This window comes from Brevibacterium sp. Lmc1, assembly GCF_057654315.1.
This window is the reverse complement of sequence record NZ_CM172803.1, coordinates 2744950-2757169: the sequence shown is the minus strand read 5'-3', so window position 1 is coordinate 2757169 and position 12220 is coordinate 2744950. Positions and strand designations below refer to the sequence as shown.

The 12220-nt window shown below is 65.0% G+C and carries 11 protein-coding genes; 9 read left to right on the top strand and 2 right to left on the bottom strand.

What is annotated here, in order from left to right:
• Positions 1-150 precede the first annotated feature (150 nt).
• The 7 genes from pyrH (at position 151) to AC239G_RS12295 (ending at position 6408) form a co-directional block, all read left to right on the top strand.
• Positions 151-903 carry a UMP kinase gene (gene pyrH / locus AC239G_RS12325; protein ID WP_139468802.1) on the top strand — a complete coding sequence of 251 codons (753 nt, stop codon included), beginning with the start codon at positions 151-153 and terminating at the stop codon, positions 901-903.
• A gap of 193 nt (positions 904-1096) precedes the next feature.
• Complete coding sequence (frr, locus tag AC239G_RS12320; RefSeq protein ID WP_101544639.1) at positions 1097-1654, top strand: ribosome recycling factor; 558 nt, start codon at positions 1097-1099, stop codon at positions 1652-1654.
• The gene (locus AC239G_RS12315; RefSeq protein WP_487488982.1) at positions 1654-2676 is read left to right on the top strand and encodes a phosphatidate cytidylyltransferase; all 1023 of its coding nucleotides are present in this window, start codon (positions 1654-1656) and stop codon (positions 2674-2676) included. Before frr ends, AC239G_RS12315 begins: the two co-directional genes overlap by 1 nt.
• 186 nt (positions 2677-2862) lie before the next feature.
• A complete protein-coding gene (gene rlmN, locus AC239G_RS12310) occupies positions 2863-4092 on the top strand; it encodes a 23S rRNA (adenine(2503)-C(2))-methyltransferase RlmN (protein ID WP_139468950.1) in 1230 nt (409 codons plus the stop codon).
• Positions 4093-4192: 100 nt separating this feature from the next.
• Positions 4193-4753, top strand: coding sequence for a DivIVA domain-containing protein (locus AC239G_RS12305; RefSeq protein WP_025777300.1), 561 nt, complete (start codon positions 4193-4195; stop codon positions 4751-4753).
• Positions 4746-5420: a hypothetical protein gene (locus AC239G_RS12300; RefSeq protein ID WP_139908439.1), complete on the top strand. Its 675-nt coding sequence runs from the start codon at positions 4746-4748 to the stop codon at positions 5418-5420. Before AC239G_RS12305 ends, AC239G_RS12300 begins: the two co-directional genes overlap by 8 nt.
• A gap of 172 nt (positions 5421-5592) precedes the next feature.
• Positions 5593-6408: a N5-glutamine methyltransferase family protein gene (locus tag AC239G_RS12295; protein WP_487488981.1), complete on the top strand. Its 816-nt coding sequence runs from the start codon at positions 5593-5595 to the stop codon at positions 6406-6408.
• Positions 6409-6608: 200 nt separating this feature from the next.
• On the opposite strand, the gene AC239G_RS12290 is transcribed toward AC239G_RS12295, so the two are convergent.
• Positions 6609-7808, bottom strand: a complete 1200-nt coding sequence (locus tag AC239G_RS12290; protein WP_092017334.1) for an acyl-CoA dehydrogenase family protein — start codon at positions 7806-7808, stop codon at positions 6609-6611.
• A 158-nt stretch (positions 7809-7966) separates the two neighbouring features.
• Between AC239G_RS12290 and dxr the strand changes: the two genes are divergently transcribed.
• Positions 7967-9187 (top strand): 1-deoxy-D-xylulose-5-phosphate reductoisomerase, encoded by a 1221-nt coding sequence (gene dxr, locus AC239G_RS12285; protein ID WP_139468798.1) that lies wholly within the window; start codon positions 7967-7969, stop codon positions 9185-9187.
• Positions 9184-10734, top strand: a complete 1551-nt coding sequence (locus tag AC239G_RS12280) for a M50 family metallopeptidase (protein ID WP_487488980.1) — start codon at positions 9184-9186, stop codon at positions 10732-10734. The genes dxr and AC239G_RS12280 overlap by 4 nt, the downstream gene beginning before the upstream one ends.
• A gap of 71 nt (positions 10735-10805) precedes the next feature.
• Here AC239G_RS12280 and AC239G_RS12275 read toward each other — a convergent pair whose 3' ends face one another.
• Complete coding sequence (locus AC239G_RS12275) at positions 10806-12206, bottom strand: serine hydrolase domain-containing protein (protein ID WP_487488979.1); 1401 nt, start codon at positions 12204-12206, stop codon at positions 10806-10808.
• Positions 12207-12220 lie beyond the last annotated feature (14 nt).

The window sequence follows — 12220 nt, the reverse complement described above, 5'->3', positions numbered from 1 at the left end:
TTCCCAGGTTCACCGAGTGAGTGAGAACTCACCCGAGGAGCGGGGTCGGACCAATCGGTCCGGCCCCGTTTTTCGCTAAACTGACCCAGACGCCCGATCACAGTGACGATCCCACCGGGTACAGACCTGCCCGCACGGAAGAAGGACTCCATGACAAGCACCCCTGTTCACGAATCCAGCTACGCCAGCCGCGCGGTGCGCTCCCATCGGCGCCGCGTTCTGCTCAAGCTCTCCGGCGAGGTCTTCGGCGGCGGCAAGATCGGCGTCGATCCCGACGTCGTGGCCGCAGTCGCCCGCGAGGTCGCTCCCACGACCGAGGACGTCGAGGTCAGCATCGTCGTCGGCGGCGGCAACTTCTTCCGCGGAGCCGAACTCTCCCAGCGCGGCATGGACCGCACCCGTGCCGATTACATGGGCATGCTCGGCACCGTGATGAACTGCCTGGCACTGCAGGACTTCCTCGAACAGACGGGTGTCGACACCCGCGTGCAGACCGCTATCCCCATGTCGCAGGTCGCCGAATCGTATATTCCCCGCCGTGCCATGCGGCACATGGAGAAGAACCGCGTCGTCATCTTCGGCGCCGGCGCCGGACTCCCGTACTTCTCCACCGACACCGTGGCCGCCCAGCGCGCACTTGAAGTGCATGCCGATGAGGTCCTCATCGCCAAGAACGGTGTCGACGGCGTCTACACCGCCGACCCCAAGGTCGACCCGAAGGCCGAGAAGATCTCCGAGATCAGCTACCAAGACGCCCTGCAGCGAGGCCTCAAAGTCGTCGACGCGACCGCCTTCAGCCTGTGCATGGACAACAAGCTGCCGATGCACGTCTTCGGTATGGAAGGCGAGGGCAACCTGCGCAAGGCCATCATCGGTGAGAAGATCGGCACGGTCGTCCACTGAGACCCACCCCCACCGAGGCGGTCCGACGCTGAACGCAGGCGGATCCTCAAGGCGGGGGACCGTCTCCATCGAGGCGGTCGGCCGCCTGGCATCCACGCAGGTGAGAACACTCCTGCGATGATTCGGTGCGGCATTTTTCAGTGATGACCCATAGAATGAACCCAAAGCTTTAAGAAGAGGGAAAGAGGCAACCGTGATTGAAGAGACACTGGCCGAAGCCAGAGAGAAGATGGACAAGGCCGTCGAATTCACGCAGGAGGACTTCGCGTCGATCCGCACCGGCCGTGCCAACCCCGCACTGTTCGCCGATATCGAGATCGACTACTACGGCGCTCCGACACCGCTGCAGCAGCTCGCCTCGTTCCAGACGCCCGAGGCACGCACGATTCTCGTGACCCCCTACGACAAGGGCACGCTGACCGATATCGAGAACGCTCTGCGCAACTCCGACATCGGCGCGAACCCCGCCAACGACGGCAACGTCATCCGCGTCGTCCTCCCGGACCTCACCGAGGAACGCCGCAAGGAATACGTCAAGATCGTCAAGGGCAAGGCCGAAGACGGCAAGGTCTCCATCCGCAACATCCGTCGTCACGCCAAGGAGACTCTCGAACGTATCAAGAAGGACGGCGAAGCCGGCGAGGACGAGGTCACTCGCAGCATCTCCGAGCTCGACGATCTGACGAAGAGCAAGGTGGAGAACGTCGACAAGCTGCTTGCGCAGAAGGAAGCTGAGCTGCTCGAGGTCTGATGATCGCCGTGACAGGGTCCGACAGCCCCGCGACAGACCCGGCTCCCCTCGGGGAGCCGGATCCGTCAGGCGAGGCCGCGCGGGTTGAGACCCCTTTCCCGAAACGTCGAGACCTGCGCAACTCGGACAAGCCGTATTCGCCTGACGACCCGGAATCGAATCCGACCGCCGAGGCGGTTGCGACCGATTCCGAACCTGAACCGAAGGATTACGGTCGAGCCGGACGCAACCTGCCGGCCGCGATCGGCATGGGACTGCTGATCGGCGGCGTGGTGCTCGCGTCTCTGATCTTCCTGCCGATCTCGTTCCTCTTCATCGTCCTTGTCGGCATCGTCGCCGCAATGTGGGAGCTGGCGAACGCTCTGTCACGTTCCGGCTCCCTCGTCTCCCGCGTGCCCACCATGGTGTCGGCAGCCTGTATGGTCGTGGCCACGTTCATCGGGGGCCGCGAAGCGCTCTGGGTGACCTTCGCCGCCAGCGCCGGAGCAGTCATGCTCTTCACGATGGTCGAGCGCCGGAAGAACGCAGTCAAAGACGTCTCGCTCTCCCTCTTCGCTCTCACCTATGTCGGCCTCATGGCCTGCTTCATCGTCTACATCCTCACCCAGCCGGACGGCAACTTCTACGTCATCATCTTCCTCGCCGCGGTCGTCGCCTCCGACACCGGCGGCTACGTCTTCGGCGTGCTGTGGGGCAAGCACCCCATCGCCCCGCGGATCTCTCCGAAGAAGTCCTGGGAAGGCTACCTCGGCTCGACCGTCTTCGCCGCAGTGGTCGCAACGATCCTCGCCGTCACCGTCGTCGACGCTCCGTTCTGGACCGGTCTGGTCATCGGTGCCGTCATCCCCGCTTTCGCCACTCTCGGCGACTTCAGCGAATCGATGATCAAACGCGACCTCGAACTCAAGGACATGGGCACCCTGCTGCCCGGCCACGGCGGTGTCATGGATCGACTCGACTCGATCCTGCCGACCGCACCGGTCGCGCTCGTTCTCTTCTCGGTCCTGCCCGGCTACCTCTGACCGGCCCGCCGACTCGGCTGCCCGGCTGCCTCTGACCCTGTCCGGTTCGCACCTGCCCGACGTGGCGGCTCACACACGACAGCCGTGCAGCGAACATGAGACAATGGCCGTGTGAGTTCTCAAGCAGGCAGAAGGCAGACCAGGCCCGTCGTCGAACATGCCGACGGCACGACATCGAAGACCCCGATGCGCGATGGCCGTCCCCTTCTCAACTTCAAGTCCGCACGGGTCAAGCAGCCTCCTCAGCATTTGGCCGATATGACGATGGACGAACGCGTCGACGCGGTCAAGGAGATGGGACTGCCCGCTTTCCGGGCCAAGCAGATCTCCACCCACTACTTCAGCCACTATGTCACCGACACCGAGGCGATGACGGACCTGCCCAAGGACAAACGGGCAGAGATCCAGGAACGGTTCTTCCCGCACCTGCTCACCGAAGTGCGCCGCCTGCGCACCGAGAACGGCGACACCATCAAGTTCCTGTGGCGCCTCTTCGACGGAGCTCTCGTCGAGTCCGTGCTCATGCGCTACCGCAACCGGGTCACCCTGTGCGTGTCCAGCCAGTGCGGCTGCGGAATGAACTGCCCGTTCTGTGCCACCGGCCAGCAGGGTCTGACCCGGAACATGTCCACGGCCGAGATCGTCGAACAGGTCGTGCGTGCCAACCAGGTCATAGCCGCCGGCGAACTCGCCGAAGCCCCGAAGTCGGATATGCCCGGTGCCGGAGAGACCGCGCTCGGCGCGGAAGCCGACGAAGACGAAGCGGCGGGAGAAGCCGCATTCGACGGGGAGGCCACGGCCGCCTCGGCGAATGGCCCCGAACGGGTCTCGAACATCGTCTTCATGGGAATGGGCGAACCCCTGGCCAACTACAAGCGAGTGATGAACGCGGTGCGCCGGTTCGTCGGACCGAGCCCCGAAGGACTGGGCATGTCGGCCAGGCGGATCACGATCTCCACGGTCGGTCTCGTGCCCGGCATCAACAAGCTCGCCGCCGAAGACATCCCCGTTACGTTCGCGCTCAGCCTCCACGCACCTGATGACGAACTGCGCGATGAGATGATCCCGGTCAATACGCGCTGGAAGGCCGATGAGGCCATCGACGCCGCCTATAACTACTACCAGGTGACCGGACGGCGGGTGAGCATCGAATACGCGCTCATCAAGGACATGAACGACCACGCGTGGCGTGCGGAACTGCTGGCCAAGAAACTCAATGCCCGCGGACGGGGCTGGGTCCATGTCAACCCGATCCCGCTCAACCCGACTCCGGGCTCGGTGTGGACGGCCTCGGAACCTGAGGTCGCCGACGAATTCGTCCGCCGCCTCATCGATCAGGGCATTCCGACGACGATCCGCGATACCCGCGGATCCGATATCGACGGCGCCTGCGGACAGCTCGCCGCAGCCGACTGATCGACGCCCGGTTCGGCAACTGCGGACCGCGGCAACGCAATTGCTGCGGCTTCCATCTATTATGGTGGAAACACCACAGCCACTCGCTTCTGGAGGAGACATGGCGGACACGACTTTCCCTCGAATGTCCGGTTGGAAGAACGGATACGACCCCAAGCAGGTCGACAGCTTCTTCAAGCGTGCACGTGAGTCCTTCGAACGGCCGACGCCGCAGCCCGGCGACCTCGACTCCCGGGCGGTGCGCACGGTCGGTTTCGATCTCGTCCGCAAGGGCTACCACGTCGCCGTCGTCGACGCCGCGCTCGACCGTCTCGAAGATGCATTCGCCAAGCAGGCCCGAGACCGTCTGATCGCGCAGTCCGGGCAGGACGCCTGGGTCTCCGAGCTCACCCGTGTGGCCGCGTCGCTGCGGGGTCGACTGGTCCGTGAACCCGGTGAGCGCTTCGACAATCCTCCTCCCGGAGTCATCGGCTACGACATCACCCAGGTCGACGACATGTGCGACAAGGTCAACTCGTACTTCACGCAGGGCGTGGCGATGAGCGTCGACCAGGTCCGCCGCGTGCTGTTCAAGACCGCAAAAGGCAAGAAGGCGTACAACGAGGACCAGGTCGATGCGTTCATCGACCGCGTCGTCGAAGTGATGGCCTCCGTTGACTGATTTCCACTACTTCGCGGTCCCGACCGCGACCGATCCCGGCACGCTCAACCCGGTTTACGAACTCCTGGACTTTCCGATCGCGATGGGCAAGGCCGAAGACATCGTGCTGACCGGACCCGCTCCGGAGAAACCGCTCGTCGACGGCCGGGAAGTCACGGATCCCCGCCTGGTCAAGGCCCTGTCCGTTCCCGTCGAGCTCGACCGCGCCGAGGTGCTCGACCGCAGTTCGAAGCTCGCCGGAGTGCTCCGTGCCATGGGCGTGGTTCCGGAATCCGGTGCCCGGCTCACCTTCGCCGAGGATGTCCCGCCGTTGGCGCGGGCGCTCGGTGTTCTTGCTGCCGCCCGGATCGGGCTCGTCGTGGATCTGCGAGCAGGAGCTCCGTCTGACTCTGCCTCAGACTTAGTGGTTCTCCACGCCATCGAAGACGAACCGGTCGAGCCGGGGCGTGCCTCCGTTCGTGTCACCCGTTCGCGTTTCGAAGGCGTCGGCGTGACGATCGGCTCCGAGACCGCGAACCTCGACCAGGCGATGCGTGACTCCCGCGTCGAATTCGCCGCAGTAGTGCCGCTCGACCCGCAGCGCACTCTGCTGCTCACCGACGACGGTGATCTTGAGGCGGGTACGAGCCTAGACTGGTACCGCACCGAGGTTCTCTCTGCTTCCTGAGCCCTGGACGCATGGGGGCTTCGACGCCGACGATGGTGTCGACGTTCCGGCTTCCGCGGACCCGCGGCCTGCTGATCCGCGTTCGGCTGAGACGGCGGCTGCTCTGCGCGCGGCCGGCTGCGTCTTCGCCGAGGACGAGGCGGCGATCCTGCTGGAGTCAGCATCTGGCTCTGTGCCGAAACTCGATGAGCTCGTTGCACGACGCGTGGCCGGTGAACCCCTCGAGCAGATCGTCGGCTGGGTTGATGTCGCGGGTCTGCGACTGAGCGTGCGTCCCGGAGTGTTTGTGCCGCGGCAGCGGACTGCTCTGCTTGCGGCTCACGCAGTCGCGGTGACCCGACGGATGCTGGACCCACAGGGAAATGGGGCCAGGACAATCGCATGCTCAAACTCTGTTGCTGACCGGCCCGTTGTGCTCGAAGCGTTCAGCGGAGTCGGCCCGGTCGCCTCAGTGGTGGCCTCCTTGGTGCCGGGGGTGGTGATCCACGTCGGCGATGCTCAGGCGAAGGCCGTGCGGTGTGCGGTGGAGAATGTCGAACGCTGCATCCAGTCGGGGGACTCAGCGCACGCGGGGGAGTCTACGCAGGCCGGCGGGTCCGAACAGGCAAATGAGTCCGGCACTACCGTGTCGGGGCATGTCCTCGACTGCCTCCACGGACTGCCCGACACGCTGCGGCGGTCGATCTCAGTTATCGCTGCCGTGCCGCCGTACGTTCCTGAAACGGCAGCCGATTTTCTGCCGCATGAGGCCCTCGACTTCGAACCGAGCAGCGCACTCTTCGGCGGCTCCGACGGACTCGACCTTGTCCGTCGACTCATCACGGAGTCGTTGGACTGGCTGGCCCCGGATGGTGTGCTGCTCATCGAGCTCGGGCGAGGTCAGGTTGCAGGGGCCACCGGGTTCGCAGCCGAGCAGGGGCTGGAAGCCCGGAGCCACCTCGGCGAGGATGACCAGACGGTCGTGCTCGAACTGCGTCGTGGAAACTGACAACGGCCGGCTGAAATCGAGTGATTTCAGCCGGCCGGCTGCGTGCCGACTGGTTCGAAGTGCGGGCGCGGGGCGCGAAGTCTGTGCGTCAGCACTTTGAACCAGCCGGTGACTGCAGATACAGCACGCCCGCCGAACCTCAGCAGGATCGGCGGGCGTTGACTGTGTTCAGAGGAGTGCGGGTGCCCTGCTCACTGGTTTCAGTTCGCGAAAGCGTTGATTCCGGTCATCGTCCGACCCAGGGTCAGCTGGTGCACCTCGTGCGTGCCTTCGTAGGTGAGCACTGTCTCGAGGTTGACCGCGTGACGCAGCGGCGGGTACTCGCTCGTGATGCCCGACCCGCCGAACAGGGCGCGCAGGTCACGGCACACGTTCATCGCGGTATCGACGTTGACCATCTTGCCCAGGCTGATCTGCTCGGGACGGACACCCTTCTCGGAGTCCTTGAGCTTGCCCAGGTGAGCGGCGAGCAGAGTGATCTGCGAGTACTGGCCGAAGGCCTTCGCCAGCTTCTGCTGCGTGATCTGGAACGACGCCAGCGGGCGATCGAACTGGACACGGGTGCCGGTGTACTCCAGTGCGGAGAGCAGCGCGTCGCGGGCTGCACCGGTGACACCGAAGACGATGCCGTAGCGGGCCTCGGACAGGCAGGACAGGGGGCCCTTGAGCCCCTTGGCCTTCGGCAGCATCGCATCCTCGGGCAGGCGGACGTTGTCGAGGACGATCTCACCGGTGATCGACGCACGCAGCGAGATCTTGCGGTGGATCTCCGGGGTCTGCACACCCTCGGTGTTCGAGGGGACGACGAAGCCGCGGACGACGTTCTTGCCCTTGTCGTCGACCTCTTCGGTCTTGGCCCACACGACCATGACATCGGAGACCGGGGAGTTCGTGATCCACATCTTCGCGCCGTTGAGGATCCAATCGGATCCGTCCTTCTTCGCGGTCGTCTTCATCCCCGACGGGTCGGATCCGACATCGGGTTCGGTCAGTCCGAAGCAGCCGATGGCCTTGCCGGCGGCCATCTTCGGCAGCCATTCTTCCTTCTGTGCTTCCGATCCCCAGTGGTGGATGGCGAACATCGCCAGCGAGCCCTGCACGGAGACGAGGGAGCGCAGACCGGAGTCGACGGCTTCGAGTTCGCGGCAGGCCAGTCCGTACTGAGTCGCCGTCGAACCGCCGCAGCCGTAGCCGTCGAGGTGCATGCCGAGCAGCCCGAGCTCGCCGAGTCCTTCGGCCAGTTCCCGGGCGGGGATGGTGGCGTCGAGGAAGTAGTCGCCGATCTTCTCCCGGACGTTCTCGTCCAGCCATTTCTTCACGATCGATGCGAATTCGAGGTCATCGGATTCGAAGACCGAATCCAGTCCAAGAATGTCGTCGGGGCTCAGCGTCTTGCTCATATCCATCTCTTTCGCCATTGATTGTCTTCATTCACAGTTTTACCGGAACCCGGTGGAAGGTCGGTGTCCCGAAGCACTACAGATGACCAGGTTCCGCTAGGCGACACACGAGTCCGTGTCGAGTCATTTCCCAGAGAACTTTGGCATCATCGGTTGGCGTGAGTAAACGTGGTTTCATTGTAGTCGGCTCAACCGGTTCGGTCGGCACCCAGGCCCTTGATGTCCTAGCCGAACACCGGGACGAGCACGCGATCATCGGCTTGGCCGCGGGGTCCCAGCTCGACCTTCTGCTCGAGCAGGCGCTCGATTTCCACGTCCCCGTCATCGGGCTCACGACCCCACCCGCCGGAGGCGAGGCCGAGGTGCGTGCGCGACTGACCGAGCTGGCTGCCCAGCGGGGGACCGCCGATCCTGTCGAAGCCATCCACCTCGGGGACGATGCCGCCGAGGCGGTCGCGGGCTTGGCCGCCGATATGGTCCTCAACGCGATCACCGGTGCCGCCGGTCTCGGCGCGACCCTGGCCGCCCTCGAACGCGGCACGGACGTGGCCCTGGCGAACAAGGAATCCCTCATCATCGGCGGGTCCATCGTCCTCGACGCCGCTCGTGCCTCCGGGGCCCGCCTGGTGCCGGTCGACAGTGAGCACTCCGCCATCGCCCAGGCGCTGCGCGCCGGCACGCACGGTGAAGTCAGCAAGCTCATCATCACCGCGTCGGGCGGTCCCTTCCGGGGCATGACCCGTGATGCCCTGCGTCGAGTCACCCCCGCCCAGGCGCTCAACCATCCCACCTGGTCGATGGGGTCGATGATCACCATCAACTCTGCGACCCTGGTCAACAAGGGCCTCGAAGTCATCGAAGCCCACCTGCTCTTCGACATCGACTTCGACCACATCGAAGTCGTCGTGCATCCTCAGTCGCAGATCCATTCGATGGTCGAGTTCGCCGATGCCTCGACGATCGCGCAGATCTCCCCACCGGATATGCGGCTGCCGATCTCCTATGCGCTGGGTACCCAGGACGATGGAACGACGAAGCGACTGACTTCGGGGGCCGTTCCGCACAATTGGGGCCAGCCCATGCACTGGTCGTTCGAGCCGGTCAACCATCTCGCCTTTCCTGCGCTCGGTCTGGCTATCGACGCCGGTAAGAAAGGCCGCAGCTACCCGGCCGTGCTCAACGCTGCCAATGAGGAACTCGTCGCCGCATTCATCGCCGGAGACATCGCCTTCACCGGAATCGACAAAGGCCTGTCCCGAGCTCTGGCCGCCCACGAACCTGCGGCCGAACACACGGTGGAGACCGTGCTGGCCGCCGACGCCTGGGCCAGGGACTTCGCTCGCGCCGACGTCGCCGAACAGAACGGAGGCCGCCGATGACAGTTGTGCTCTACATCGTCGGGATCATCCTGTTCCTCATCGGCATCTCGATCTCGATTGCGCTGCACGAACTCGGCCACCTCACCCCGGCGAAGAAGTTCGGGGTGAAAGTCACGCACTATATGGTCGGCTTCGGACCGACCCTGTTCTCCTTCCGCCGCGGTGAGACAGAGTACGGCATCAAAGCGTTCCCACTCGGTGGGTTCATCGCGATGCCGGGGATGTATCCGCCCGAGGAAGCGACGAAGTCCCGCTATGAGACCGCCGCCGCTGCGCAGAAGGGCGGCACGGTCGCCGGCGTCGACAGCGGGGTCGACGGCACGTCGGGCCGCCTCGGCGAACCGGGCGCTGCACTCGACTCGACGGGCAGCGAAACCTCGGGCCGCCTCGGCGAGGGGACGGATGACGGTGATGCCGCTCCGCTGCGCCGGGACCGCAAGAAGCGGAAGGGGCGGCTGTTCGAAGACACGATGGCCGATGCCCGGGAGTTCTCGAACCAGGAGATCGCGCCGGGGGAGGAACACCGGACGTTCTATGCGCTCAGCGTGCCCAAACGCCTCGTCGTCATGTTCTCCGGTCCCTTCGTCAACCTCATCCTGGGCATCCTCATCATGGGGATCTCGCTGCTGGGCATCGGTGTAGTCACTCCGACGACGACCGTCCAGACCGTCGTCGAATGTGCGGTGCCCGCGTCCGAAGCGCAGCAACGGCCGGCCTCGGAGCAGAACACCTGCCGTCCCGACGATCAGCTCACCCCCGCGTGGGAGGCTGGGATCAAACCGGGTGACGAGATCACCTCGATCGCCGGCGTCGAGACGAAGGACTGGGACCAGCTGTCCTCGGTCATCAAGGACCACGCCGGTGAACGGGTCGAGGTCGACTTCATCCGAGATGGTCAGGACCAAACGGTGACCGTGCCGATCATCGCCACCGAACGGCCGAAGGTCGACGACGCGGGCAAGGCCGTGCTCAACCCGGACGGAACTCCGCAGACCGAGACCCAAGGATTCTTCGGCGTCGGACCCGTCCAGGAACGTCAGTCCCTGCCGCTCGCGGAGTTCCCCGGCGCAGTGTGGGACCAAGTCTCCGGAGTCTTCCACGCGATCATCACCCTGCCGGTCAAACTCGTCGACATCGGCGAAGTGGCCGTCGGCACGAAGGACCGCGACGCCGAAGGACTCGTCGGCATGGTCGGCGTCGGCCGCATCGCCGGTGAGATCGTGTCCACCGACCAGATCGACGTCGTCGACAAGGCACAGATGGGGCTGGGCATGCTCGGCTCGCTCAACATCTTCCTCTTCGCGTTCAACATGATCCCGCTGCTGCCCCTCGACGGCGGACACATCGCCGTGGGTCTCTACGAAGGTGCGCGCCGCCGCATCAACCGGTGGCGCGGCCGCGGACTGGTCGGTCCCTTCGACACCGCGAAGCTGCTGCCGCTGACGTACGTGTGCATCGGGCTGATGCTGTGCATGACGGCGCTGCTCGTCTACGTCGACCTCGTCAAACCCATCACCCTCGACGCGATCTTCAACTCCGGCGGTTAGGCCGGGTCGCTCGGGCAGGCTCATGGGTCGCCCGGGCGAGTGGGTTCACGGGCCGCCGCGGGATATCGAACTCAGGAACTGAGGGTGATCGTCTGCACCTCGCCGAGGTGATTGAGGCCGACCGTGATCGTGGCGTTCTCATCTGCTGTGCCCGGCACTGTGACCACTCCGCGCAACGGGGAGACCATCTCGAGGTCCGCCTCGGTGAGAGGACGGTCGATCTGCTTCTCCGCCCGCCACCGCGCGAAGCGCTCCCGCCTCTCTTCGCGGGGTTCGTCGAGGTCCATGTTCATGGAGAAGATCGCCTCGGCGACGGTGTCGTCGAAGTCGTTGACAAGGTTCGCCGCAGCCATCACGGCATCGATCTGGGGTTGGGCGGCGGGATAACGGGGCACCGGCGCCGAGGTGGCCCGACGTTCCAGCCGGGTGCCCTGTCGTCCCGTGGCCGCCGCCCAACCGAGGTCGAGCGCGTCCTGGACGACGCGCTGCGCCGGGTAATAGGTCGTATTGCCGAGCACGACGAGGCTGAGCCCCAGATCGGGGAACCAACGCATATGTGAGCCGTATCCTGGGTAGCCGCCGGAATGGCAGACGATGCGGCCGAAACGTGTGTCCAGACGAGTCTCGAGACCGTATCCGTAGCTGAGCGTCTCCGCGTGGTGGTCGCTCGTCTGGACCTCCATGATCCGTCGTGGCTGCTGGTTGTCGGTCAGTATCCGCGACCAGGAGCCGGAGGCATAGGAGTCCATGCGTTCGAGGGCATCGAGATGCGCGTCCATCCATGTGCCGATGTCGTTCACCGTGGAGATGACCCCGCCGATGGGGGAGAAGACCCCGGGGCCGGTGAGTTCGGCCGGGTGGAGGCCGCCGCCCAGGTCGACGCGGAACCCGGTCGCCAAGTTCGGGAAGTCCGTGTGGTCGAAACCGGTGCGCGTGAGCTTCAGGGGATCGAAGATCTCAGTGGACACGAGTTCGGTGAACGCACTGCCTGTGACCGCCTCGGCGACCATGCCGAGAAGCGCATAGCCGAGGTTCGAATACTCATAGCCGGTGTCGGCAGGCGCGCAGGCAATGGCGCCGCGGTGCAGCCAGTCGGTGAGCTCGGTCGGAGTCATCGCCTCCATCCGGTCCGCCCACGGGTCGTCCTTGGTGAAACCGGTGCTCATCGTCAATCCCTGTCGGCAGGTGCGGTCTGTGATGGCCGTATCGGCCAGTTCCGGGAGCAGGGCACCGAAGGGAGCGTCGAGATCGAGCCCGTCGGCGGCGAGGAGCCCGATGGCTGCGGCGGTGAAGGACTTCGTCATCGAAGCGATCCGGTACGGAACCTCGCCGTTCACAGTTCGGGCGGGGCCGCCTCGGCGAAAGATTCCCCATGCCAGAGATCCACCCTGGTCGTCGAGCTTCTGTGCTGCGGCCTCGAGAGCCGCAGTCATCGCCTCGACATCGGGTTCGACGAATCCGGGTGTGCTCACAGGGCTGCTCCTTC

Excerpts from the sequence above, each read along its gene's own strand:
- AC239G_RS12290 (WP_092017334.1), bottom strand. The coding sequence starts at position 7,808 with ATGAGCAAGACGCTGAGCCCCGACGACATTCTTGGACTGGATTCGGTC.
- AC239G_RS12280 (WP_487488980.1), top strand. The coding sequence starts at position 9,184 with ATGACAGTTGTGCTCTACATCGTCGGGATCATCCTGTTCCTCATCGGC.
- AC239G_RS12315 (WP_487488982.1), top strand. The coding sequence starts at position 1,654 with ATGATCGCCGTGACAGGGTCCGACAGCCCCGCGACAGACCCGGCTCCC.
- AC239G_RS12305 (WP_025777300.1), top strand. The coding sequence starts at position 4,193 with ATGGCGGACACGACTTTCCCTCGAATGTCCGGTTGGAAGAACGGATAC.
- pyrH (WP_139468802.1), top strand. The coding sequence starts at position 151 with ATGACAAGCACCCCTGTTCACGAATCCAGCTACGCCAGCCGCGCGGTG.
- rlmN (WP_139468950.1), top strand. The coding sequence starts at position 2,863 with ATGCGCGATGGCCGTCCCCTTCTCAACTTCAAGTCCGCACGGGTCAAG.